This is a genomic window from Citrobacter sp. Igbk 16 (assembly GCF_028069755.1).
Lineage (GTDB): Bacteria > Pseudomonadota > Gammaproteobacteria > Enterobacterales > Enterobacteriaceae > Citrobacter.
On record NZ_JANEWJ010000017.1, the window covers coordinates 1 to 22,185 of the forward strand.

Genomic DNA, 22,185 nt, shown 5'->3' on the forward strand with positions numbered 1-22,185 from the left:
TACGCAAGTACGGGCTTTTTTTTCGCATATTTCACAGCCTGGCGGGGATGAGAAGCCCGGACCGGGTTCGACTACTGGCGCAGCCAGTTGGACAGACTGAGCGCGCAGCGAACAGGCTGCCCGCAGGGCGAGCGAAGCGAGTCAATCCCCGCCTCACCGCCATATTTTAAGAAGAGCTNGTACGCAAGTACGGGCTTTTTTTTCGCATATTTCACAGCCTGGCGGGGATGAGAAGCCCGGACCGGGTTCGACTACTGGCGCAGCCAGTTGGACAGACTGAGCGCGCAGCGAACAGGCTGCCCGCAGGACGAGCGAAGCGAGTCAATCCCCGCCTCACCGCCATATTTTAAGAAGAGCTCGTACGCAAGTACGGGCTTTTTTTTCGCCTGTTGCATTTGCCGGATGCGGAGCAAGCACCTTATCCGGCCTACATTTCTGCATCTCGTCGTAGGCCTGATAAGCGAAGCGCCATCAGGCATATCCGTTATTGTCTGCTGAGCAGCGTTAACACTTCGTAATGCGCGGTGTGTGGGAACATATCGAAAAGCTGGACGCGTTCAATGCGATACCCTGGCAACTCTTGAATATCCTTCGCCATGGTTTGCGCATTGCAGCTGGAATAAACAATAAAACGTGGCGCCATGTGGGAAAGAAAATCGCATAGCGGCTTTCCAATCCCGCGACGCGGCGGATTCACCAGCACCAGGTCCGGTACTTCGCCCTGAGCGGTAGCAAACTGAGTTGAATCCAGCGCCTGAAAATGCAGATTCTGCAACCCAAGCTCCTGCGCTGACTGCTTCGCGCAGGTAATCGCCTCTGGCGCGATTTCAATACCCGTCAGTTTCATCTGCGGCGTAGCGCAATGCAGACCAAAACCCCCGACGCCGCAAAACAGATCCCACATGTGATTAACCGGAAGCTGGCGCACCCAGTCGCGCGCCGTGGCATATAATTGTCCCGCCACCACCGGGTTAGTCTGGAAGAAGCTCTGCGGGCGGATCCACAACGGCACATCGTTAAAGCGTTCCGCCAACGCCTGTTGTTCGGTCAGGAAGATTTCTGTCTCCCCTTCCATAATGGCCATATGCACAGGCTGGATATTGGCGGTGATCACTTTTAACTGCGGTAACTGTGCCTGCAGCCACGGTAGCGCCGTACGCAGCTGTGCCAGTTTCGCGTCAGAACGTAAAACAAAACGCAGCATCATGCCACCGTCAAACTGGCTTTCCGTTAACAGCAGATATTTAAGCTCACCCCGTTTGCGTGCCACGTTGTAAGGCGTAAGCCCCGCGCGGGCAATAAACGGCTTTAGCGCGGTAAATACGGGTGCAAAAGATGCGGGATACAGCGGACAATCGCACAAATCTTCAGGTGTACCGTCACGATGCAGCATGCCCAGCAGTGGTTTTTCCACGCTGCCGCTGACCACCATTTTGGCTTTGTTGCGAAAAGCGCGTTCCGGGCCGCTGACCGGTGCGCACCATTCTCCGACCGAACAATCAGCCAGCAGATTCTGCAGATCGGCTGTTTTTGAGAGGAGTTGATCGGCGACAGGCTGTGTTATCCACTGACAGGAGCGACAGCGTTCGGCGTCATAAAGTGCGCACTGCATACGGAAACCTACAAATTAACAGGGGGCGAAGATTATATACCCGTCATACTTCAAGTTACAGGTGCGTTGGCTGTGCTCACTCACCCCAGTCACTTACTTATGTAAGCTCCTGGAGATTCATTCTCTTGCCGCCTTCCTGTAACTCGAATTATTTAGGGTATACACATTATTGCAAACGGAAGAACCGCCTGCTGGACGCAGGAATAAACAGCAGTAGCAACACCAGCATATCCGGCAATTTTTGCATCACCAGCGTATGCAGGATTTCACGTCTGGACTCCCCCGCAATACTGAACAGTTCCGGATATCCGTAGCCCAGCGAAGCCGCCCACAGATAAATGCTAGCGATAACCTGGGTCAGCAGGTAGATCCAGCGCGCCCAGTTTCGTCCTTTGACCAGCGAAAATGCGCAGTAAATTTCGACAAACAGCAGCACCAGGCTACCCAGAAACACCAGCGTCAAATTCCAGGTCTGCACACTGCGATGAATAAACTCACTGGTTCCACGAAAACCAAGCGTATTAAAAATCATCAACAGATCGAGACAGCGGATCATGATGATAGCCAGCGCCGCCACCTGCACCAAAGCAGGGACGTTTAAGCGAGCATGTGATGTGGATGATTTCTTAAAAAATCCCAACGCGTCGTCTTCCATGAAAACGGCGCAACCACCACAGCTGCGCCGTATAGACAGATTGGCAGATTTTAGTTTTTTCAGCCGCGTCTTGCACGTTGGATATCGCGTATCCGTTGTTTTTCTGTTCGCGCCATCAGATACCACGCGATAAATCCGATAATTCCTACCACGCCAAGAATCAGCGTCGCCAGCGCGTTGATCTCTGGGTTAACCCCCATACGCACACTTGAGAATACCAGCATTGGCAAGGTTGTCGCCCCTGGGCCAGAAACAAAACTGGCGATAACCAAATCATCCAGTGACAGCGTAAAGGCCAGTAACCAACCAGAAATGACCGCCGGCATAATCATCGGTAACGTGATGACGAAGAACACCTTCAGCGGCGTCGCGCCGAGATCCATCGCAGCTTCCTCAATGGAGTGATCCAATTCGCGCAAACGCGACGAAATCACTACCGCGACATAAGCGGTACAGAAGGTGACATGCGCAAGCCAGATAGTCAGCATACCGCGATCGGCTGGCCAGCCAATTGCATGTCCGAGGGCCACAAACAGCAACAGCAATGATAAACCGGTAATGACATCCGGCATGACCAGCGGCGCGGTGATCATAAAGGCGAAACCATTCGAACCACGAAAACGGCCAAAACGAACCATCACTACGGCAGCAATCGTACCCAGAATGGCTGCCATCGTCGCAGCACAGGCAGCAATCGTTAAACTCATGCCGACGGCACTCATCATTGCAGTATCGTGGAAAAGTTCACCGTACCAGCGTGTTGACCAACCCGCCCACACCGTCACCAGCTTGGAGCTGTTAAACGAATAGATAACTAACATCAGCATGGGGGCGTACAGGAACGTAAACCCCACGACCAGGATAAAGATCCGCCACGGCGAGCGGACGACCGGCAAATTATTCATCCGTGTTCCCCCACGCTTTTCTGCTGATACTTATGGAACCACATGATTGGCACAATCAGTAACAGCAACATGATGATGGCAACAGCAGACGCCACCGGCCAGTCGCGGTTATTGAAAAACTCCTGCCATAGCACACGGCCGATCATAATGCTGTCCGGCCCCCCAAGCAGTTCCGGAATAACAAATTCCCCTACTGCCGGGATAAACACCAGCATTGAACCAGCGATAATCCCGCCTTTGGTCAACGGCACAATCACGCTAAAAAAGGTTTTCAATGGCCGTGCGCCTAGATCCAATGCCGCCTCCACCAGCGAATAGTCAATGCGCGTCAGTGCGGTATAAATCGGCAGCACCATAAAGGGCAAATAGGCATAAACAATACCGATATAAACCGCCAGGTTGGTATGCAGGATCGTCAATGGCTGATCGATAACGCCCAGCCACATCAGGAAGTTGTTCAGCACCCCGTTATTTTTCAGGATCCCCATCCAGGCATAGACGCGAATCAAGAAAGAGGTCCAGGAAGGCAGGATCACCAGCAACAGCAAAATATTGCGTGTAGAAGGCTTACTGTGTGCCACGGCCCACGCCAGTGGGTACCCCAACAACAGACAGCAGATCGTCGAAATCCCCGCGACCTGCAAAGACTGCAGATAAGCATCGAAATAGAGCGGGTCATCCGTCAGTTGCAGGAAGTTACCTAAATTGAGCGTAATAGAGAGCTGACCATCGGCCCATGCCACAAGGTCTGTGTATGGCGGTATCGCCCGGGCCATCTCTGACAGGCTTATCTTGAAGACAATCAGAAACGGCAATAAAAACAGGAGAACCAGCCACACATACGGCAGCGCGATCACCAGCTTGCGACCATGTTTCATTTGCAACTGCGACATATACAGCGTGAAACGGCTCGCTTTTTCGGCACGTGCCGGAGGTTCAAGTGTACTCATCTTTACTCCTTAAACCGTCAACACCACACAGCTGTCTGCATCCCAACACAAACGTACCTCGTCACCCCAGGTCGGTAGCCCCTTGCGATAGCGATGTTCGTTTTGCAGCTGGGCACTCAACATCTGGCCGCTTTTTAAACGCACATGATACACAGACAAATCACCCAGGTAGGCAATATGCACCACCTCGCCCACCGCAAAGTTATAGCCATCCGGCGGCGGTGCATCACAGAGCATGATTTTTTCCGGACGAAGCGCGACATACACCGGTACGTTATCGACAATGGAAGTATCAGCATCCACTTTTAGCGGATGCACCAGCCCCGGAGAATCAATCACCAGGCCGTCCTCCTGACGCTCCTTTAGCAGCCCTTCAAAAACGTTTACCGAACCGATAAATTCAGCGCTGTAGCGGGTAGTCGGGTGCTCGTAGATCTCTTCCGGCTCGCCAATCTGCACAAATTTTCCGCGGTTCATGATGGCTATACGGCCCGCCATGGTCATGGCTTCTTCCTGGTCGTGCGTCACCATCACGCAGGTCACCCCTACGCGCTCAAGAATATCAACCACTTCCAGCTGCATGCGGTCACGCAGTTTTTTATCCAGCGCGCCCATCGGTTCATCCAGTAACAGCAGCTTAGGGCGTTTGGCCAGGCTCCGGGCCAGCGCCACACGTTGACGCTGACCGCCTGAAAGCTGATGCGGCTTACGTTTGGCAAACTCCTGCATGTGCACCAGCCCGAGCATCTCATTCACCCGGCCAGCGATTTCCGCTTTCGGTAGCTTGTCCTGCTTGAGTCCAAAGGCAATATTCTGTTCCACCGTCATATGTGGAAACAGAGCGTAGGACTGAAACATCATATTAATTGGACGCAGATAAGGTGGAACGTGCGCCAGATCGACACCGTCCAGCATGATTTGCCCAGTGGTTGGCAGCTCAAACCCCGCCAGCATGCGCAGCAGGGTTGATTTACCACAACCAGACGCACCAAGCAGGGCAAATATTTCGCCTTTGTAGATAGTGAGATTGACGTCATCGACAGCATGCTGACCGTCAAATGACTTCGTCAGGTTGCGAATTTCAAGCAGCGGGGTCAGCGCCTTACGGATTTTCGCTTGTGGGCGTGGGGTTGCATCATTCACTCAAGTGCTCTCCGGCATAAAACAAAGAAACGGTGCAAATAACGCACCTTATTGGTGCGTATTGCCGGGTTTTGTGTGTTCAGGATCGCGACATCCCCGGCAGGCACAAGCACCGCCGGGTCGTGTCCCGAACATCGGGTTATTTCCCGCTTTTCACCTTCGTCCAGGCACGGGTACGTACACGATCGATCTTCGGATCCTGAACTTTCAGTGTGAACAGTTTCGCGCGCACGTCCGCCGGCGGATAGATACCTGGGTTATCACGAACTTCCGGGCTGACCAGAGCCGTCGCTTCTTTGTTAGCATTGGCGTAGAACACGTGATCGGAAATATGCGCAATCACATCAGGGCGCAGCAGGTAATTGAGGAACTGGTAGGCTTCGTCTTTGTTTTTCGCATCTGCAGGCATCGCGAACACATCAAAGAACGCCATCGCCCCCTCTTTTGGAATCGAGAAGGAGATATTGACGCCATTTTTCGCTTCTTTCGCGCGGTTTGCAGCCTGCCATACATCCCCTGCCCAGCCAATCGCTACACAGGTATCACCATTTGCCAGATCGTTAATGTATTGCGAGGAGTGGAAATAACGAATATTCGGACGCAGTTTCAACAGCAAATCGGTTGCCGGCCCAGTGTAATCATCCGCTTTAGTGCTGTTTGGATCTTTACCCAAATAGTTCAGCACAGTAGCAAACACTTCTTCAGGCGCATCGAGGAAAGAGACACCGCAGCTTTTGAGTTTTTCCAGATTCTCCGGTTTCAGGATCAAATCCCAGCTGTTAACTGGGGCATCCGCACCCAGCACCGCTTTAACTTTATCCACGTTGTAGCCAATACCGGTGGTTGCCCACATATACGGCATAGCAAACTTATTGTCTGGGTCGTGTTTACCCACCAGTTTCAGCAGTTCAGGATCGAGGTTTTTCCAGCCAGGCAGTTTGCTCTTATCCAGGGGCTGGAATACACCCGCAGTCAGTTGCCGTTCGAGGAAACTGGCTGACGGGACAACGAGGTCAAAACCGGTGCTGCCAGCCATGAGCTTACCTTCCAGCACCTCATTGGAGTCAAATACATCATAAATGACTTTAATGCCGGTCTCTTTCTCAAAATTAGCCACCGTGTCCGGAGCAATATAGTCAGACCAGTTATAAATATGCAGTGTTTTTTGTTCAGCAGCGAGCGTGCCGGCAGAGATGGCCATCAGAGCACCTGCAACCAGGCCTGATAACCATTTTTTATTTAAGGCGGTCATAATCTCTTTCCTTCTGAAAGTTCGTTAACAAACGAACAAAAAAGTCACACTCTAATGATATGCAAGAAACGTGCATATTATTTCATGCGGCATCAATGAAAGAGTGGTCTCTCTCCCCGCCGCTATTGCTCGCTGATATCCGCTGGCTCATTCAACATGCATACAGCTACAGATAGCTCATAATGGGCAAATTGAACGGTGACGTTTACAAGCTTTGCAAGAATAACTTTAGCCAGGAATTGTGGATATAGCCCAGATAAAAAACGTCTTTTATCAATTTTTTATGCAGGTTTTGTCTATGACGTAAAGCGGAAGGGGCGGAATCGAAGTGAATAATTCTTTAAGAAAAGGTTAAATGCAGAATAAAAACGTGAAATACGCAACCGCTCTGGCAGCGGCTGCGCTATAGGTCCCCATATTCAGGAACTATTAGTGGAGGAAATGAACCTCTGCGTTGCTGTTTTGCCCGTCTTCTTCGGCGTTAAACAATAACTGATGTGCCCCGGCTTCAAGGATCACCATCGATATCTGTTCCTCGCTCTGACGCACAAAACATTCAAACTGTTCAAACGTCACACCCGGCATAACGGATAAAGACTGGCAAACCACCAGCTTTGGCAGATTATCATCCTGCATATCCAGAAAGGCTTTTACCGTCAGCGAGCTCGCATTGATAGCGGACAGATCGGCGGCCAACGGTAGCAGCGCTGAAGGTCTGACTTCCGCCATCGCGGAAAACAGAATGACGTTATCCACCAGATCAATTTTTGCATCAAAAATGCCGTCGAAGTTCTGCATGTGCGGTAGATGCAGCGCCTGACAGGTATCACATTCAAAAAAACTCATGCCCAGGTCGTCGAGCCATTGACGCAACGTATCCAGAGTGGGAACGACCAGTGATGTCATAATAATGTGCGACCTCTATTGATGAAAAAATTACCGGCACAGCTTACGCAAAAAGACCGTGTCATACCACGATCGCTATCGATATTGCGTTTAGCCGCCGATTTTAAGACAAAATTCAGGAGTAGCATGACGCTCGATCCACTGGATCATTCGCGCAGCAATATCTATCCCTGTGGTTTTCTCCACGCCTTCAAGCCCTGGAGAGGCGTTGACCTCCATAACCAGCGGTCCGCGTTCTGCACGCAGGATATCGACGCCAGCAACGTCAAGCCCCATCGTGCGGGCCGCTTTAAGCGCAATGTCCCTTTCCTGCGGCGTGATATTGGCAATAGTGGCAACTCCGCCGCGATGCAAGTTAGAACGGAAATCGCCCTCTTTAGCCCGCCGCTCAATAGCTGCGACCACCTCATCACCCACAACGAAACAGCGAATATCTTTCCCCTTCGCCTCTTCGATGTATTCCTGGACCAGAATATGGGCATTCAGACCACGAAATGCATCCACTACGCTCTCTGCGGCCTGGCGCGTTTCGGCCAATACCACACCGATCCCTTGAGTCCCCTCCACCAGCTTCACCACCAGTGGTGCACCGCCGACCATATCAATCATATCGCTGGTATCATCCGGCGAATGGGCTATTCCGGTAATCGGCAGGTCAATTCCCTGTCGCGCTAACAGTTGCAACGAGCGCAGCTTATCGCGTGCGCGGGTAATCGCTACTGATTCATTCAGCGGGTAGCTACCCAGCATCTCAAACTGGCGTAGTGCTGCCGTACCGTAGAAGGTAATGGCTGAGCCAATTCGTGGAATGACCGCGTCAAAATGGGGAAGCTGGCGGCCTTTATAATGGATAGAAGACGCTGCCGGGCTAATGTTCATATAACAAGAAAGAGGATCGATAACTTCAACCAGGTGACCGCGTTGCATCGCCGCTTCACGCAGGCGTTTGCAAGAATAGAGCGTTCCATCCCGGGACAAAATGGCAATTTTCACCCTGCACCTCTCTAAAAGACCTGGTAAAAGCTGGCGTATCATACACTGGGTTAAACGCTTTAGCGCGTCGCCCATCCCTGTTTATGTAAATATTCCAGGATAAAGGGACGGCTTTCTTTAATGATGGTGCGGCGAATATGATCGCTCCAGGTATCGCGACGCGTGTTGCTACCACGGGTCAGATAGTACTGCGCAAGCTGTTCATCATATTGCGACAAAACATCCTGATCGAGCGGCTGATACTGGTTTTCATGCACCACCAGTGTTGCTGGCAGCCGGGGCTTGATGTCCGGGTTATCCGCAGGCCAGCCAAGACACAGGCCAAACAGCGGCAAAACATGCTTCGGCAGCATCAGTAATTCCGTTACCGGCTCAATATTATTACGCAGGCCGCCAATGAACACACCGCCAAGCCCCAGCGATTCCGCCGCTGTCAGCGCATTTTGCGCCATCATCGCCGTATCAACCACGCCAAGCAACAGTTGCTCCGCCAGCCCCAGTTGCGCATCGGGGCAAATCTGCAAATGGCGATTAAAATCAGCGCAAAAAACCCAGAACTCGGCGGCCTGAGCGACGTGCTTTTGTCCGCCGGATAAGGTCACCAGGGACGCACGCAGATTTTGATCGGTAATACGAATTATCGTCGTGCACTGCAAAAAACTTGAGCTTGATGTTCCTTGAGCGGCAGCAATAATCGCCTCACGCTGTGCGTCCGAAATACCTTCATCGGTGAAATGGCGAATGGAACGGTGGCTACGAAGTAAATCAATGGTTGGAGTCATCTTTTTTTTCTCTGGCTGAATGGGAAGAAGCGTCGGGAGCACGCGACATCAGCTGCGGTGCCAACAGCTGCGCAATGCGCAACATCAATATCACTGCGGCGGGAAGCATCAACAGTACACCCAGAAATATCATTACCACACAGGCCAATGGCCCGTTTAGCGGTGCGGGTAAAGTGAGATAATCGTTAAGCGACAGCAGCGCCAGCGATAACAAAATCATCCCGATGATTTCCAGAATCAATACACTTTTGGGTAACACGCCCACTGTGCGCATAGGTGCCTCCCGATAAATGGCGCTTAGTGTAAAACGTTCCGACTGCCCATGTTTAACAAAAATGCGGCATAGACTAAGGATATCAAAGCAACAGGCTGAACCTGCTTTCCATCCGTCACAAATCGCGGCATCATAACAACATTCGCCATCTGGCCTGATAAGTTCGAGGAGATAGAGATGTTTGCCGTTATTTTTGGTCGCCCAGGGTGCCCGTATTGCGTGCGCGCAAAAGAATTAGCAGAAAAATTGAGCAATGAGCATGACGATTTTAACTTCCGCTACATTGATATCCATGCCGAAGGAATTACTAAAGCAGATCTGGAAAAAACGGTAGGTAAGCCAGTTGAGACCGTTCCGCAGATTTTCGTTGATCAACAACACATCGGCGGCTGCACGGATTTTGAAGCGTGGGCAAAAGAGAATATGAATCTGTTCGCCTGATAGCTGTTTCTACGCCCTCCGCTGGAGGGCGTCATCAGTTTTTTTTCCGCCGCTGACGCTGGTTGAATAAACTACTGATAAATAAAAAACACAATGCGCCAAGCGCACACCAAAACACTGCGCTAAACAACCATGCCAGCTCTTGCCACAGCGAACGCGTCGGCATAAAAACGAACCGCATCAGCAACAAGCAACACGGTGCTGCCAGTATTGCACCAAGAAGGGGTTTGAGCACTTCCCGACGGTGGGAGAAAAAGCTTGCCACAGCGCCAGGCAGTATAAAAAATAACAACCCGACCTCAGGATGCCCAGCCGCTCTAAATGCACCTTTCATATTCATCGTTAATGAAAGACACACTACAATAAAGAGCACAAAGCAGCAGATCGCACCCGCCCAACTTTGCTTATGTTTCAATCGTTCCTCCTGACACCCTCTCTATCGAACACTCTTTTCGCCCGCAGGCGTCCAGTCAGATAAAGTTACTCGGCATTCCATGCCAAAAACACACCCACACGATTCTTATAGCCGTTGATACGTAATGAGATTAAACTAGCCGCATATATTGTCGTGCTGCATTATTTGGGGCTGTGTACGATGCTGTCGCCCCTTAATTTCTGGCAAAAACATTAGCGTAAATTGCCATTTCTTTCAATAGCTTACTAGTAAACAAGAAGTTAGCCTCCGTGAATATAAACGTCGCAGATTTGTTAAATGGGAATTACATCCTGTTATTATTTGTGGTCCTGGCTCTGGGCCTGTGTCTGGGTAAATTACGCCTGGGTTCAGTCCAACTCGGTAATTCCATTGGCGTTTTAGTGGTCTCCCTATTATTAGGTCAGCAGCACTTTAGTATTAACACTGACGCATTAAATCTTGGCTTTATGCTGTTTATTTTTTGTGTCGGGGTTGAAGCCGGTCCCAACTTTTTTTCGATTTTTTTTCGCGATGGCAAAAATTACTTGATGCTTGCGCTGGTGATGGTCGGTAGTGCACTGCTGATCGCCCTGGGACTGGGTAAGCTATTTGGCTGGGATATCGGCCTGACGGCAGGCATGTTGGCTGGTTCAATGACCTCTACACCCGTTCTGGTCGGCGCGGGCGATACCTTGCGCCATTCAGGAATGGAAGGTACACAGCTATCCACCGCCCTTGATAACCTGAGCCTGGGTTACGCCCTCACCTATTTGATTGGGCTGGTCAGTCTGATTGTGGGTGCGCGCTATCTGCCAAAACTGCAGCATCAGGATCTGCAAACCAGCGCCCAACAAATTGCGCGTGAGCGCGGGCTGGACACAGACGCCAACCGTAAGGTTTATCTGCCGGTGATCCGCGCCTACCGTGTCGGCCCAGAGCTGGTTGCATGGGCTGACGGGAAAAATCTGCGCGAGCTGGGCATCTACCGCCAGACTGGTTGTTATATTGAGCGTATCCGCCGCAACGGTATTCTGGCCAACCCGGACGGTGACGCAGTGCTGCAAATGGGCGATGAAATTGCCTTAGTGGGCTATCCGGATGCGCATGCTCGCCTCGACCCCAGCTTCCGTAATGGAAAAGAGGTGTTCGATCGCGATCTGCTCGATATGCGTATCGTTACCGAAGAGATTGTGGTGAAAAACCACAATGCCGTAGGTCGTCGTCTGGCCCAGTTGAAGCTGACTGACCATGGCTGCTTCCTGAACCGCGTGATCCGCAGCCAGATCGAGATGCCCATTGACGACAACGTCGTACTAAATAAAGGCGATGTATTACAAGTCAGTGGCGATGCGCGCCGCGTAAAAACGATTGCCGATCGTATCGGCTTTATTTCAATTCACAGCCAGGTGACCGATCTGCTGGCTTTCTGCGCGTTCTTTATTATTGGCCTGATGATCGGGATGATCACCTTCCAGTTCAGTAACTTCAGCTTCGGTATCGGCAACGCGGCCGGGTTGCTCTTTGCCGGAATTATGCTGGGCTTCCTGCGTGCTAACCATCCAACGTTTGGCTACATCCCTCAAGGTGCGCTGAACATGGTCAAAGAGTTTGGCCTGATGGTCTTTATGGCTGGTGTCGGTTTAAGCGCAGGTAGCGGCATTGGTAATGGCCTCGGCGCAGTGGGTGGCCAGATGCTAATTTCGGGTCTGATTGTCAGCCTGGTTCCAGTGATCATCTGTTTCTTGTTTGGGGCTTACGTATTGCGCATGAACCGGGCCCTGCTGTTCGGGGCAATGATGGGGGCACGTACCTGTGCACCAGCAATGGAAATCATCAGCGATACCGCGCGTAGCAACATTCCCGCTTTAGGCTATGCGGGCACATACGCGATTGCTAACGTTCTGTTGACGCTGGCAGGGACACTCATTGTCATCATCTGGCCTGGCATTGGTTAGAACTGTTTTTTTGCTTTTAATGAAAATTTTTTGCAGGTAAGCAGAACTTTTCTTAAAGGCGTCAGTCATAACTATTGCCACTGCTTTTCTTTGATGTCCCCAATTTGTGGAGCCCATCAACCCCGCCGTTTTGGTTCAAGGTTGATGGGTTTTTTGTTGCCTGAAATTCATACCCCTTCCAATCAATCGCTTACTTCATGTGTGGCGACAGCACTCCCTGAAGGGACTTTACGCCGGTATGGGATCTTTTAACGACGTGATTCTGCATACAAATGGAATGCCATTAATACGTGAAAATGACAACCTGGATTACCTGAACCACCGAAACACACCTTACAGGTGTCAGAACTAAGGGCAAAAAGAACCGCAGCATTTTGATCAGCAAAGAGCCAGAGGGTTCCTCTTGTGCAGACAATCAAAAATGAGCCAGGGAATAATTGAATCATCTAGTGCGTGATCAATATCACATAATTTTGGTTGGTAAATAATTACTGCTCACAATCCATAGAGACTGAAAATGAACTTCAAAAAATTAATGATGATCGGCTTTACCGTAGCAGTTTTAGCAAGCTGTACTACTGGTGAAAAAATTCACAATGTTCAGGTTGGCATGACAAAACAACAAGTAATTGATTTGCTTGGAACCCCTGATGGTGATGCAGTTAAAGGTAACAGCGAACAAATCCAGTACAGCAACCGGTTAACATCTGGTTGGGGATGGGATAAGGGTGATTACTACGTTACCTTTGAAAACGGGAAAGTCGTCTCTTATGGAAGCGGCGAAATCCGTGGTGCAGGCGCTCCCGTCAAAGGTGTTGTGGTATTTTAATACGCGCACTCTTATGACATTTGTTAGTTAAACTTTAGTGGCGGCAGCGGTTGGCAATGCCCCATAGTCGCCACCGCTCACCACCAAACTAACTAATTGATTATCTTACAAGTCGTTGTTTTTACTAACCCGTTTACATAAATGTTTTTTTTGTTGCCTGAAATTTACCTCTCGTCACCTTTTTATCACCCATTCCCCCTCTAATTTGCAGCATGCCGGTTATGGCACATACTTTTAAACTGTGCTGTTTCCATAATAGGGGTTAGCAATGTTACTTACTGACAAAGTCGCAGTGATCTTCGGCGGCAGCGGGGCTATTGGTAGTGCGGTTGCGCAGGCCATGGCACGCGAAGGTGCCCATGTGTACCTGGGCGCGCGCAGTCAGGAAAAGCTTGATTTGGCGGCCAGTCGCCTGCGAATGGCAGGGGGTACTGTCGATACGTTTATCACCGATGTGTTCGACGAGCACGACACCTCAACACAAGTTACCCGCCTGGTACAGCAAATCGGTGGAATTGATGTGGTGGTTAACGCGACCGGCTTTATGCATGAACAAGGCAAGCGCATCGACGCATTATCCCTCTCTGAGTTTATGAGCGGTATCACCCCTTTCCTTTCGGCGCAGTTCAATATCGCAAAAGCCGTAACGCCGCACATGGGCGGCAATCGAGCGGGCGTCATTCTCACCGTTGTCGCGCCCGCGGCCCCGATGGCGATGCCTGGGCATCTCGGCCATATTGTCGGTTGTGCGGGAACAGAGGCTTTTATTAAAGCACTCGCCAGCGAACTGGGACCGATAAACATTCGCGTCGTCGGCGTGCGCTCGCATGCGATTGTGGACGCGGTAGCGGCCGGTTCCTATACCGGGGAGATTTTCACCGCTAAAGCGCAATCAATGGGTTTAACCGTCGAACAATGGTTAGGCGGTGCAGCACAAAGCACCATGATCGGACGCCTGCCTACGCTTGCACAAATCGCTGAGGTTACAGCCTTTCTTGCTTCAGACCATGCCGGAGCAATGACCGCTACGGTGGTAAATATTACCGGGGGCGCAACCGTAAGCTAATTTACCGCTCTTTCACGCCGTGCGCTGCTGCGAGCCTTTTTTTGCGCTCGGGCGGGAACACAATGCTATACCGCACGTAATAACCAACGCGCTGACCAGATGATATGAATGCAGAGTGACGTGCAAAAACATCACGCTAAATAATCCGCCACTCAGTGGAATCAAGTGTGAATAGATCTCTCCGCGCGTTGCACCAATGGTGCTAATCCCTTTGTTCCATAACAGATATGACAGCCAGGAAGGAAAGATAACAAGATATGCCAGCCCAGTAATAACGCCTGTATTTGCATAGCTATTCCAGCCCGGCATACCATTGTGTATCAACTCCAGAGCCAATACTGGAATAAGCACCATCGCACCTAGCAGGGCGCTCACGGCGACAAAGGCGTTTCCCTTTACCTCAACCGGTTTAATGCGTAAAAAAGCGCAATAGACCGCCCAGCTCAGCGCTGACCCCATCGTCCAGAAATCGCCCTGGTTCAGGTGTTCAAACACCCGCGTATGCATCACATCACCCTGTGATATCAACCAGATAACGCCAACGGTACTGAGGATCACGCCAGCAATATTACGCGCAAAGATCCGCTCTCTAAAAAAGAACTTATTGATTAACAGGACGAGAGCCGGTGTGGTGGACATATAAATCGCCGCATTGAGCGACGTTGTATATTGCAGACCGATATACAACGTTAAGGGGAAAAGAACCTGACCACATAACGCGAGGAACACGATAGTACCAAAGGATTTTCTCATCGCGGGCCACTGCACAGCGATCTGTCGGAAATAAAGCGCCATCAATAGCAATGCGGTAAATATCCAGCGTGCTGCAGATAAAACGATGGGATTAACATCGGCAACCAATATATGGCCGACCACATAGTTCCCACCCCAAAAACAGGCAGCCAGACTGAGTAATGTATAGGGCATATATGCGCCTTACTGTCAGGTGTACGGTATGACCACAAGGCTACGGCGGTGTCAGAATGAATGCTAATATAACGTTTTCATCCATGTGCATAGATTAAAACTATGAAATTCACGCTAAGGCAACTTGAGTTTTACATCGCACTTGCAGAAACATTACAAATTTCCAAAGCTGCTGCGCGCTGCCATATTTCTCAGTCATCAATGACCATTGCCATGCGGAATCTGGAAGAAGCATTAGACGTGCAGCTATTTGTACGTTACCCCAAAGGCGTGAAGCTCACCGCCGAGGGCGAGCGCTTTCTGGCACATGCCTGCAACATCATCAACAGCAGCCACTCGGCTGTTGACGCTTTGCATGACCGAAGCGAAATTCTCACCGGTACAGTGCGTATAGGCATTGCCGAAACGCTCTCTGCCTATCTTATCCCGGATATACTCAACGATATTGAACGACGTTTCCCACTGCTGGAGATCGTATTTCATGAGGCCACAGCACCAGAACTGGTACAGGCGCTACGGGCACAGAAAGTCGATTTTTGCCTGCTCCTGACCTCAAATATCAGCCACGACACCGATCTGGAAATCGAAACGTTCATTCGTTCACAACGCCGCCTGTGGACGTCTGTTGGACATCCGCTCCAGAGCCAGCCCTCGATCCACCTTACTGATGTCGTAAAGCAGCCGTTTTTACTGCTGGAAACCGATAAATACCCTGACGTGATCATCGATTACTGGCGGCAGCGTGGCTATACGCCCAATATCTGTTTTCGCAGCAACTCTTTTGAGGCAATAAGAAGCCTGGTCGCTAAAGGCAGAGGAATAACCATTTTATCTGATCTGGTTTATCGCCCGTGGTCGCTGGATGGCCTGCGCGTCATGCACAGAACAATTGATGATTTTATTACCTGGATGGACGTCGGGACGGTAAAAACAGCGGCTCAACCGCTGACAACAGAGGCGATGAAAGTCATCGACTTTTTACGTCAGGCGATTTCCCGCCTCGACAAGCCATTCTAATGATTTTACTTCTGCGGCACGCCAGCAATGCGTTCCACCATCATCAGAATATCTTCCCGCGATAGCGGTTTTTTGTCCGTGACAAAATGCAGCGTCATACCTTCAAGAAACGCATCCAGCGCGCGTGCAGTTACCGGCTCGAACCACTGTTCCAGCGTCTGCTGACTGCGTAACATCCAGTTTTGCATAACCGTCTTTAACGCCGGTTTACGACTGGCAAACGCATACAATTGGTACATGAGTTCCATATTGCCAGGCGTCGTGACCTGGGAGCTATAGATCATATCGGTAATGGCATGGCAGGCCTGTGACGCATTTTCAACACCGGCAAAAAATGCCTGATATTGCACAGACATGGTGTCAGTAAAACGCGCGAAGGCCTCCATTAAGAGCTCATCTATTCCCGAAAAGTAATAGGTCATTGAGCCCAGCGGTACCTCGGCAATCATGGCGATTTTCCGGTGTGTAACCCCATGAATACCATGGATTATAACCGCGTCCAGCGTGGCCTGAACTATTTTATCCCGTCGTTGTGGATCGTTCGCGCGTCGCACTGCATTACCTCTTCTTGCATTTATGTACAAATGTACACAACCTTGCTAATGTTGTCTTCTTCCCTCTTATCTTTGGCTCGAATTCATGACTGGCATCTCATCACGCAAAGCCTTAAGACGCCGTATGTGGGCGCTTTTCACGTTCTTCTTTTTACCAGGTTTATTAATGGCTTCCTGGGCGACGCGTACCCCTGCCATCCGAGATATCCTCTCTATTTCCACCGCCGAAATGGGCGCGGTGTTGTTTGGACTCTCAATTGGCTCGATGAGCGGCATTCTTTGTTCGGCCTGGCTGGTGAAACGATTTGGCACACGAAACGTCATCCGCACCACCATGTCATGCGCGGTTCTGGGCATGACAATTCTCAGCCTCGCATTATGGTTGCATTCCGCCTGGCTGTTTGCGTTTGGTCTGGGCGTGTTTGGCGCCAGTTTTGGCGCGGCTGAGGTTGCAATCAACGTCGAAGGCGCAGCGGTTGAGCGTGAAATGAACAAAACTGTGCTGCCGATGATGCATGGTTTTTACAGCCTGGGAACGCTGGCTGGCGCCGGTGTTGGCATGGTACTTACCGCCGTCAACGTCCCCGCGACAGCACATATTCTGCTGGCGGCGATGGTGGCTATTACCCCTATTTTTATCGCGATTAAGGCTATCCCCGACGGCACAGGTAAGAATGCGACTGACGGTTCGCACGCCGTTGAAAAAGGATTGCCATTCTATCGCGATATTCAATTGCTGCTGATTGGCGTCGTGGTGCTGGCGATGGCGTTTGCCGAAGGTTCCGCCAACGACTGGCTTCCCTTACTGATGGTTGATGGGCATGGATTTAGCCCGACATCCGGATCGCTGATTTATGCCGGCTTTACGCTCGGTATGACCGTTGGGCGCTTCACCGGTGGCTGGTTCATCGACCGCTACAGCCGTGTGGCAGTAGTACGCGCCAGTGCACTGATGGGCGCGCTCGGTATCAGCCTGATCATTTTTGTCGACAGCTCATGGGTGGCAGGCGTCTCGGTGATCCTTTGGGGACTAGGGGCTTCTCTCGGCTTCCCGCTGACCATTTCGGCCGCCAGCGATACCGGCCCTGATGCGCCAACCCGCGTGAGCGTTGTTGCGACTACTGGCTATCTGGCATTCCTGGTCGGTCCGCCGCTGCTGGGTTATTTGGGTGAACACTATGGCCTGCGCAGCGCCATGCTGGTTGTGCTGGCGCTGGTGCTTGTCGCGGCCATCGTTGCGAAGGCTGTGGCTAAACCGGATGTCAAAAATACAACTGTGATGGAGAACGGCTAATGGGTATCAAGTTAATTGCAGTAGACATGGATGGCACGTTTTTAAGTGACCAAAAGACCTATAACCGCGAGCGGTTTATGGCGCAGTACAGTCAAATGAAAGCGCAGGGGATCCGCTTTGTGGTCGCCAGCGGCAATCAGTATTACCAGCTGATCTCTTTTTTCCCCGAACTGGCCAATGAAATCTCATTTGTGGCAGAAAACGGGGGCTGGGTGGTCAGCGAAGGGGAAGATATTTTTAACGGTGAACTGGCTAAAGACGATTTCCAGACCATCGTGGAGCATCTGCTAACCCGCGCAGACATCGAGATTATCGCCTGCGGTAAAAACAGCGCCTACACCCTGAAACAGTACAGCGATGAGCATAAATCCATCTCTGCCATGTATTATCACCGTCTTGAATTTGTCGATAACTTCGACAACATCAACGATGTATTCTTCAAGTTTGGGCTGAATATCTCTGACGATCGCATTCCCCAGGTGCAGGCAGATCTTCATGAGGCGATTGGCGACATTATGGTACCGGTGCATACCGGTTACGGCAGTATCGATTTAATTATTCCGGGCGTTCATAAAGCCAACGGTTTACGTCTGCTGCAACAACGCTGGAATATCAGCGACGATGAGGTCGTGGTATTTGGTGATGGTGGAAATGATATTGAGATGCTACGCCAGGCCGGATTTAGCTTCGCAATGGCCAACGCTCACGAACCTGTTGCTCAGGCAGCAAAATATCGTGCGGGTTCGAATAACGAAGAAGGCGTGCTGAATGTCATAGATCGTGTACTAAAAAATGAAGCGCCCTTTACTCGTTAACGCATCAGCACAGACGGCAACAAAATGATGGCATGATCTATTCATAATCCGCCTCAAATTAACCCGCTGGATTATTAACTCCAGTGAATATTTCAGGCGAGCGAATTATGAAGAAAAGTGTACTGATGGCAACAGTGTTGCTGGGATTTGCAGGAACAGCATTTGCGCAGAATGTTACTGTTGATGTGCCAAGCGGGTACAAAGTGGTGGTCGTTCCTTCTTCCGTCAACGTTCCGCAGGCGGTCAGTGTCACTACTGCCCCGCAAACGGTTTATGTTGCTCCGGCAGCCACTCCAGCCCCTGTTTACCGCGCACATCCGTATGCGCGTCATGTTGCCAGCGTAGGTGAAGGGATGGTCATTGAGCATCAGATTGACGACCATCACTAATGATTGCAAAGCCCGGAAACCGGGCTTTAACCTTCCCGGGAATTCCCTACCCGTTTATCTTTCAGGAAGATAACCATCAGAATCAACCACAGCACACCGCTCGCCAGATTAAACAGACTGAACAAGCCGTTTCCACCCAGCAGATAAGCATGTTTGCTCAGCTCAATACCGACGGTAAAGATCAGCATTTGCAGCATACCCATTGCTGCTGAAACGGTCCCTTTGCTCATTTCACTGGCAAACAGCGTCAGGCGCACCAACCCGGCATTCGCCACGCCAATGCCAAACGCATAAAGACTTAAACCTGCCGTCATCCACAGATACGCATGAGAAGAAACAACCGTGGCCGCGGCGGCAATGATCAATCCCACGGAGATTGGCCAGCCCCCCATGATAATCAGCGAGCGCACCGTGCGGCGTGATGTCAGACGCGCCAGCACCAGGTTACCCGCAATCAGTGCGCCAAAAATCGGTACCTGAAGCAGGCCATATTCGTAGCTGCTGAGATGTTCGCCACTGATAATAATGATCGGGGACTGCGCAATCCACGCCAGCAATGGCAGACTGACAAAGCCCAATGCCAGTGCGCCTGCGACAAAACGCACATTCTTTAGCACCAGCTTATAATCTTTGCCCAACTCTTTGATGGAAAGCTTCTCGCCCAGACGGGTAGCCGTTTCCGGCATCGCACGCTGCAGGCCAAAAAAGGCGATTGCAGCCAGTGCGGCAAACAGGACAAACATGCCTTCCCACGGAAGGACATGTACCCAGGCGGCTCCAACCAACGGTCCCAAAAGCGGTGCAATCAATGCTACGTTCGCCATTAGCGCAGTGATTTTAATGCACACCGCTTCTTCAAAGGACTCCTGAATGGCGGCGTAACCTACCGCGCCAATAAAGCACAGGCTAATCCCCTGTAAAAAACGCAGGAAAGTAAATTGCTCAATATTTTGTGCAAACAGCGTTGCGAGGCAGGTCACAATGAACCAAACCACCCCGGTTAACATCACCGGACGACGACCAACACGATCCGACAGCGGCCCTAACAACCACTGTAAAAACATGCCGCCTGCCAGATAAGCGGTCATGGACGTTGGAACCCAATCTAAACCGGCCTGATATTGCTCCACCACCGCCAACATTCCGGGTTGGATCATATCGTTACCGATATACGTAGAGAATTCGTAAAGCACCAGACAGAGAGGGAAAAGTAATGCCTGACGCCCCAAACGGGCGCCTGAAGATAAACGGTTCTGCATGCAATCTCTTAACAAATGAAAAAACGCGCAAAGTGTAATAAATGCGCCGTACTGGTGATAGTGAATTATGTGATTTGAAAGCAAAATGCGCACATTTTTACACTCAATTGCACGATAGCTTTTTGTTTTAAGGTTAATTTAAGTTGAGGCCGCTATCATGCTCAATAAGCCTCATTAATTGTCTTAAAAAGCGTCATTTAACAGACAAATAGGACAAGACCGCTTTTTATCGCCTGAAAGCAATTTTATGATCCCCCAATAGGGGCCTTTTTAACGATTACATTGAGTCTGGATGTTATGCTGGAAAATCTGAACAACTCGCTTTTTTACCTGATCAACGCCACGCCGGACTCTGCGCAATGGACGATCTCGCTCGCCATTTTTATTGCCAAAGACCTGATTAGCATCGTACCGCTACTGGCGATCATTCTCTGGCTTTGGGGACCGCAAAACCGCGTGACCATCCAGCGCCAGTTGGTCATAAAAATGGCGATTGCGCTGGCAGTCGGTCTGACCATTTCATGGTTCATGGGGCATTTATTTCCTCACGACCGGCCATTCGTCAATCATATCGGCTACAACTTCCTGCACCATGCTGCAGATGACTCTTTCCCGAGCGACCACGGTACGGTTATCTTTACCTTCGCGTTGGCCTTCCTGTTCTGGCACCGCCTGTGGTCCGGAGCACTGTTGATGGTCGTCGCCGTGGCGATTGCCTGGTCGCGTGTTTACCTCGGCGTACACTGGCCGCTGGATATGCTGGGGGGGTTACTGGCCGGTCTGATCGGTTGCCTGAGCGCCCAGATGATCTGGCAACGATTCGGCAAAACCCTGTACCACGGTTTGCAAACCTGCTATCGCACCTGCTTCGCCCTGCCTATTCGTAAAGGCTGGGTACGTGACTAACCCACGGTAAAGAGAGTAGTATTAAGCGCGAAACTGAGCACGTATTCTACTCTCCAGGGGATCTATGGAAACTCGACGCGACGAGCGTATTGGTCAATTACTGCAGGCGCTAAAACGCAGCGATAAATTACACCTTAAAGAAGCCGCGACACTGCTGGGTGTATCAGAAATGACCATTCGTCGCGATCTGAATAATAACACGGCCCCGGTCGTACTGCTTGGGGGCTATATTGTTCTGGAACCCCGTAGTGCCAGCCACTATTTAATCAGCGATCAAAAATCCCGCCTGGTTGATGAAAAACGCCGGGCAGCGCAGCAGGCTGCCAGCCTTGTCCAGGCGCATCAGACCGTTTTCTTCGACTGCGGAACAACAACGCCGTGGGTCATTGAAGCGATCGATAATGAACTACCGTTCACCGCAATATGCTATTCACTGAATACGTTTCTGGTGTTGCAGGAGAAACCACAGTGCCGCGTTATTTTATGTGGCGGCGAATTCCATGCCAGTAATGCTATTTTCAAGCCACTCGATTTCCAGGAAACCCTGAATAACGTATGCCCGGATATCGCTTTTTATTCTGCAGCCGGCGTGCATATCGATAAAGGCGCAACCTGTTTTAACCTTGAGGAATTACCGGTTAAACACTGGGCGATGTCGATGGCGCAGTATCATGTTCTGGTGGTTGATCACAGCAAGTTTGGGAAGGTGCGTCCCGCAAGGATGGGCGAATTAAAACGTTTTGATACCATCATCAGCGATAACCGCCCGGATGATGCGTTTGTCGAGTATGCCAAAGCGCAGCATATCAAATTGATGTACTAAATTTGTGCCGGATGACGGTGCTA

Annotated in this window: 24 protein-coding genes; 10 read left to right on the forward strand and 14 right to left on the reverse strand. The window is 50.8% G+C overall.

Going from position 1 to position 22,185, the window contains the following annotated elements; genetic code table 11:
- Nucleotides 1-484: 484 nt before the first annotated feature.
- The 10 genes from rlmC to NNO03_RS12820 all read right to left on the reverse strand — a co-directional run bounded on the left by rlmC (nucleotide 485) and on the right by NNO03_RS12820 (nucleotide 9,472).
- Nucleotides 485-1,612: a 23S rRNA (uracil(747)-C(5))-methyltransferase RlmC gene (rlmC, locus tag NNO03_RS12775; RefSeq protein WP_271449684.1), complete on the reverse strand. Its 1,128-nt coding sequence runs from the start codon at nucleotides 1,610-1,612 to the stop codon at nucleotides 485-487.
- A 166-nt stretch (nucleotides 1,613-1,778) separates the two neighbouring features.
- The gene (locus NNO03_RS12780; protein WP_271440633.1) at nucleotides 1,779-2,267 is read right to left on the reverse strand and encodes a YbjO family protein; all 489 of its coding nucleotides are present in this window, start codon (nucleotides 2,265-2,267) and stop codon (nucleotides 1,779-1,781) included.
- A 59-nt stretch (nucleotides 2,268-2,326) separates the two neighbouring features.
- Entirely contained in the window at nucleotides 2,327-3,172 is an 846-nt protein-coding gene (gene potI / locus NNO03_RS12785; protein WP_271440632.1) for a putrescine ABC transporter permease PotI, read from the reverse strand.
- Nucleotides 3,169-4,122 carry a putrescine ABC transporter permease PotH gene (potH, locus tag NNO03_RS12790; RefSeq protein WP_005123598.1) on the reverse strand — a complete coding sequence of 318 codons (954 nt, stop codon included), beginning with the start codon at nucleotides 4,120-4,122 and terminating at the stop codon, nucleotides 3,169-3,171. The genes potI and potH overlap by 4 nt, the downstream gene beginning before the upstream one ends.
- Before the next feature lie 9 nt (nucleotides 4,123-4,131).
- Complete coding sequence (gene potG, locus NNO03_RS12795; protein ID WP_271449685.1) at nucleotides 4,132-5,265, reverse strand: putrescine ABC transporter ATP-binding subunit PotG; 1,134 nt, start codon at nucleotides 5,263-5,265, stop codon at nucleotides 4,132-4,134.
- Nucleotides 5,266-5,404: 139 nt separating this feature from the next.
- Nucleotides 5,405-6,517: a spermidine/putrescine ABC transporter substrate-binding protein PotF gene (potF, locus tag NNO03_RS12800; RefSeq protein WP_048212156.1), complete on the reverse strand. Its 1,113-nt coding sequence runs from the start codon at nucleotides 6,515-6,517 to the stop codon at nucleotides 5,405-5,407.
- A gap of 429 nt (nucleotides 6,518-6,946) precedes the next feature.
- Nucleotides 6,947-7,423: a YbjN domain-containing protein gene (locus NNO03_RS12805; RefSeq protein WP_202039038.1), complete on the reverse strand. Its 477-nt coding sequence runs from the start codon at nucleotides 7,421-7,423 to the stop codon at nucleotides 6,947-6,949.
- 90 nt (nucleotides 7,424-7,513) lie between these two features.
- Nucleotides 7,514-8,416 carry a 30S ribosomal protein S6--L-glutamate ligase gene (rimK, locus tag NNO03_RS12810; protein ID WP_271449686.1) on the reverse strand — a complete coding sequence of 301 codons (903 nt, stop codon included), beginning with the start codon at nucleotides 8,414-8,416 and terminating at the stop codon, nucleotides 7,514-7,516.
- Between the two features lie 59 nt (nucleotides 8,417-8,475).
- Complete coding sequence (nfsA, locus tag NNO03_RS12815; protein WP_271449687.1) at nucleotides 8,476-9,198, reverse strand: nitroreductase NfsA; 723 nt, start codon at nucleotides 9,196-9,198, stop codon at nucleotides 8,476-8,478.
- Entirely contained in the window at nucleotides 9,182-9,472 is a 291-nt protein-coding gene (locus tag NNO03_RS12820) for a YbjC family protein (protein ID WP_271449688.1), read from the reverse strand. The genes nfsA and NNO03_RS12820 overlap by 17 nt, the downstream gene beginning before the upstream one ends.
- Before the next feature lie 177 nt (nucleotides 9,473-9,649).
- On the opposite strand from NNO03_RS12820, the gene NNO03_RS12825 reads away from it, so the two are divergent.
- On the forward strand, nucleotides 9,650-9,913 hold the full coding sequence (locus tag NNO03_RS12825) for a GrxA family glutaredoxin (protein WP_005123606.1): 264 nt from the start codon (nucleotides 9,650-9,652) through the stop codon (nucleotides 9,911-9,913).
- Between the two features lie 34 nt (nucleotides 9,914-9,947).
- On the opposite strand, the gene NNO03_RS12830 is transcribed toward NNO03_RS12825, so the two are convergent.
- Nucleotides 9,948-10,328, reverse strand: a complete 381-nt coding sequence (locus tag NNO03_RS12830) for an inner membrane protein YbjM (RefSeq protein ID WP_271440627.1) — start codon at nucleotides 10,326-10,328, stop codon at nucleotides 9,948-9,950.
- Nucleotides 10,329-10,597: 269 nt separating this feature from the next.
- On the opposite strand from NNO03_RS12830, the gene NNO03_RS12835 reads away from it, so the two are divergent.
- The 3 genes from NNO03_RS12835 (at nucleotide 10,598) to NNO03_RS12845 (ending at nucleotide 14,178) form a co-directional block, all read left to right on the forward strand.
- The gene (locus NNO03_RS12835; protein ID WP_040233921.1) at nucleotides 10,598-12,283 is read left to right on the forward strand and encodes an aspartate:alanine antiporter; all 1,686 of its coding nucleotides are present in this window, start codon (nucleotides 10,598-10,600) and stop codon (nucleotides 12,281-12,283) included.
- Between the two features lie 517 nt (nucleotides 12,284-12,800).
- Nucleotides 12,801-13,112, forward strand: a complete 312-nt coding sequence (bamE, locus tag NNO03_RS12840; RefSeq protein ID WP_052951303.1) for an outer membrane protein assembly factor BamE — start codon at nucleotides 12,801-12,803, stop codon at nucleotides 13,110-13,112.
- Between the two features lie 268 nt (nucleotides 13,113-13,380).
- Nucleotides 13,381-14,178 carry an SDR family NAD(P)-dependent oxidoreductase gene (locus NNO03_RS12845; RefSeq protein WP_271449689.1) on the forward strand — a complete coding sequence of 266 codons (798 nt, stop codon included), beginning with the start codon at nucleotides 13,381-13,383 and terminating at the stop codon, nucleotides 14,176-14,178.
- 12 nt (nucleotides 14,179-14,190) lie between these two features.
- Here NNO03_RS12845 and NNO03_RS12850 read toward each other — a convergent pair whose 3' ends face one another.
- Nucleotides 14,191-15,105 (reverse strand): DMT family transporter, encoded by a 915-nt coding sequence (locus tag NNO03_RS12850; protein ID WP_271449690.1) that lies wholly within the window; start codon nucleotides 15,103-15,105, stop codon nucleotides 14,191-14,193.
- A gap of 102 nt (nucleotides 15,106-15,207) precedes the next feature.
- Here NNO03_RS12850 and NNO03_RS12855 point away from each other — a divergent pair, with 102 nt between their 5' ends.
- Nucleotides 15,208-16,122, forward strand: a complete 915-nt coding sequence (locus tag NNO03_RS12855) for a LysR family transcriptional regulator (RefSeq protein WP_271440624.1) — start codon at nucleotides 15,208-15,210, stop codon at nucleotides 16,120-16,122.
- A gap of 5 nt (nucleotides 16,123-16,127) precedes the next feature.
- On the opposite strand, the gene NNO03_RS12860 is transcribed toward NNO03_RS12855, so the two are convergent.
- A complete protein-coding gene (locus tag NNO03_RS12860; RefSeq protein ID WP_271440623.1) occupies nucleotides 16,128-16,676 on the reverse strand; it encodes a TetR/AcrR family transcriptional regulator in 549 nt (182 codons plus the stop codon).
- Nucleotides 16,677-16,761: 85 nt separating this feature from the next.
- Between NNO03_RS12860 and NNO03_RS12865 the strand changes: the two genes are divergently transcribed.
- From NNO03_RS12865 to NNO03_RS12875, 3 genes are all read left to right on the forward strand, one after another.
- Nucleotides 16,762-17,970, forward strand: a complete 1,209-nt coding sequence (locus tag NNO03_RS12865) for an MFS transporter (protein WP_271449691.1) — start codon at nucleotides 16,762-16,764, stop codon at nucleotides 17,968-17,970.
- A complete protein-coding gene (locus NNO03_RS12870; protein ID WP_271449692.1) occupies nucleotides 17,970-18,785 on the forward strand; it encodes a Cof-type HAD-IIB family hydrolase in 816 nt (271 codons plus the stop codon). Before NNO03_RS12865 ends, NNO03_RS12870 begins: the two co-directional genes overlap by 1 nt.
- 107 nt (nucleotides 18,786-18,892) lie before the next feature.
- Nucleotides 18,893-19,174 carry a hypothetical protein gene (locus NNO03_RS12875; protein WP_271440620.1) on the forward strand — a complete coding sequence of 94 codons (282 nt, stop codon included), beginning with the start codon at nucleotides 18,893-18,895 and terminating at the stop codon, nucleotides 19,172-19,174.
- Between the two features lie 26 nt (nucleotides 19,175-19,200).
- On the opposite strand, the gene NNO03_RS12880 is transcribed toward NNO03_RS12875, so the two are convergent.
- On the reverse strand, nucleotides 19,201-20,433 hold the full coding sequence (locus NNO03_RS12880) for an MFS transporter (RefSeq protein ID WP_048212167.1): 1,233 nt from the start codon (nucleotides 20,431-20,433) through the stop codon (nucleotides 19,201-19,203).
- Nucleotides 20,434-20,730: 297 nt separating this feature from the next.
- Here NNO03_RS12880 and ybjG point away from each other — a divergent pair, with 297 nt between their 5' ends.
- Nucleotides 20,731-21,339, forward strand: coding sequence for an undecaprenyl-diphosphate phosphatase (gene ybjG / locus NNO03_RS12885; RefSeq protein WP_271440619.1), 609 nt, complete (start codon nucleotides 20,731-20,733; stop codon nucleotides 21,337-21,339).
- A gap of 64 nt (nucleotides 21,340-21,403) precedes the next feature.
- Nucleotides 21,404-22,162: a DNA-binding transcriptional repressor DeoR gene (gene deoR, locus NNO03_RS12890; protein ID WP_271449693.1), complete on the forward strand. Its 759-nt coding sequence runs from the start codon at nucleotides 21,404-21,406 to the stop codon at nucleotides 22,160-22,162.
- The last annotated feature ends 23 nt before the right edge of the window (nucleotides 22,163-22,185 follow it).

Excerpts from the sequence above, each read along its gene's own strand:
- NNO03_RS12870 (WP_271449692.1), top strand. The coding sequence starts at position 17,970 with ATGGGTATCAAGTTAATTGCAGTAGACATGGATGGCACGTTTTTAAGT.
- NNO03_RS12845 (WP_271449689.1), top strand. The coding sequence starts at position 13,381 with ATGTTACTTACTGACAAAGTCGCAGTGATCTTCGGCGGCAGCGGGGCT.
- potF (WP_048212156.1), bottom strand. The coding sequence starts at position 6,517 with ATGACCGCCTTAAATAAAAAATGGTTATCAGGCCTGGTTGCAGGTGCT.
- NNO03_RS12875 (WP_271440620.1), top strand. The coding sequence starts at position 18,893 with ATGAAGAAAAGTGTACTGATGGCAACAGTGTTGCTGGGATTTGCAGGA.
- NNO03_RS12865 (WP_271449691.1), top strand. The coding sequence starts at position 16,762 with ATGACTGGCATCTCATCACGCAAAGCCTTAAGACGCCGTATGTGGGCG.
- NNO03_RS12825 (WP_005123606.1), top strand. The coding sequence starts at position 9,650 with ATGTTTGCCGTTATTTTTGGTCGCCCAGGGTGCCCGTATTGCGTGCGC.
- NNO03_RS12780 (WP_271440633.1), bottom strand. The coding sequence starts at position 2,267 with ATGGAAGACGACGCGTTGGGATTTTTTAAGAAATCATCCACATCACAT.
- rlmC (WP_271449684.1), bottom strand. The coding sequence starts at position 1,612 with ATGCAGTGCGCACTTTATGACGCCGAACGCTGTCGCTCCTGTCAGTGG.
- NNO03_RS12850 (WP_271449690.1), bottom strand. The coding sequence starts at position 15,105 with ATGCCCTATACATTACTCAGTCTGGCTGCCTGTTTTTGGGGTGGGAAC.
- NNO03_RS12820 (WP_271449688.1), bottom strand. The coding sequence starts at position 9,472 with ATGCGCACAGTGGGCGTGTTACCCAAAAGTGTATTGATTCTGGAAATC.
- ybjG (WP_271440619.1), top strand. The coding sequence starts at position 20,731 with ATGCTGGAAAATCTGAACAACTCGCTTTTTTACCTGATCAACGCCACG.
- nfsA (WP_271449687.1), bottom strand. The coding sequence starts at position 9,198 with ATGACTCCAACCATTGATTTACTTCGTAGCCACCGTTCCATTCGCCAT.
- potI (WP_271440632.1), bottom strand. The coding sequence starts at position 3,172 with ATGAATAATTTGCCGGTCGTCCGCTCGCCGTGGCGGATCTTTATCCTG.
- bamE (WP_052951303.1), top strand. The coding sequence starts at position 12,801 with ATGAACTTCAAAAAATTAATGATGATCGGCTTTACCGTAGCAGTTTTA.
- NNO03_RS12805 (WP_202039038.1), bottom strand. The coding sequence starts at position 7,423 with ATGACATCACTGGTCGTTCCCACTCTGGATACGTTGCGTCAATGGCTC.
- potH (WP_005123598.1), bottom strand. The coding sequence starts at position 4,122 with ATGAGTACACTTGAACCTCCGGCACGTGCCGAAAAAGCGAGCCGTTTC.
- deoR (WP_271449693.1), top strand. The coding sequence starts at position 21,404 with ATGGAAACTCGACGCGACGAGCGTATTGGTCAATTACTGCAGGCGCTA.
- NNO03_RS12855 (WP_271440624.1), top strand. The coding sequence starts at position 15,208 with ATGAAATTCACGCTAAGGCAACTTGAGTTTTACATCGCACTTGCAGAA.
- NNO03_RS12880 (WP_048212167.1), bottom strand. The coding sequence starts at position 20,433 with ATGCAGAACCGTTTATCTTCAGGCGCCCGTTTGGGGCGTCAGGCATTA.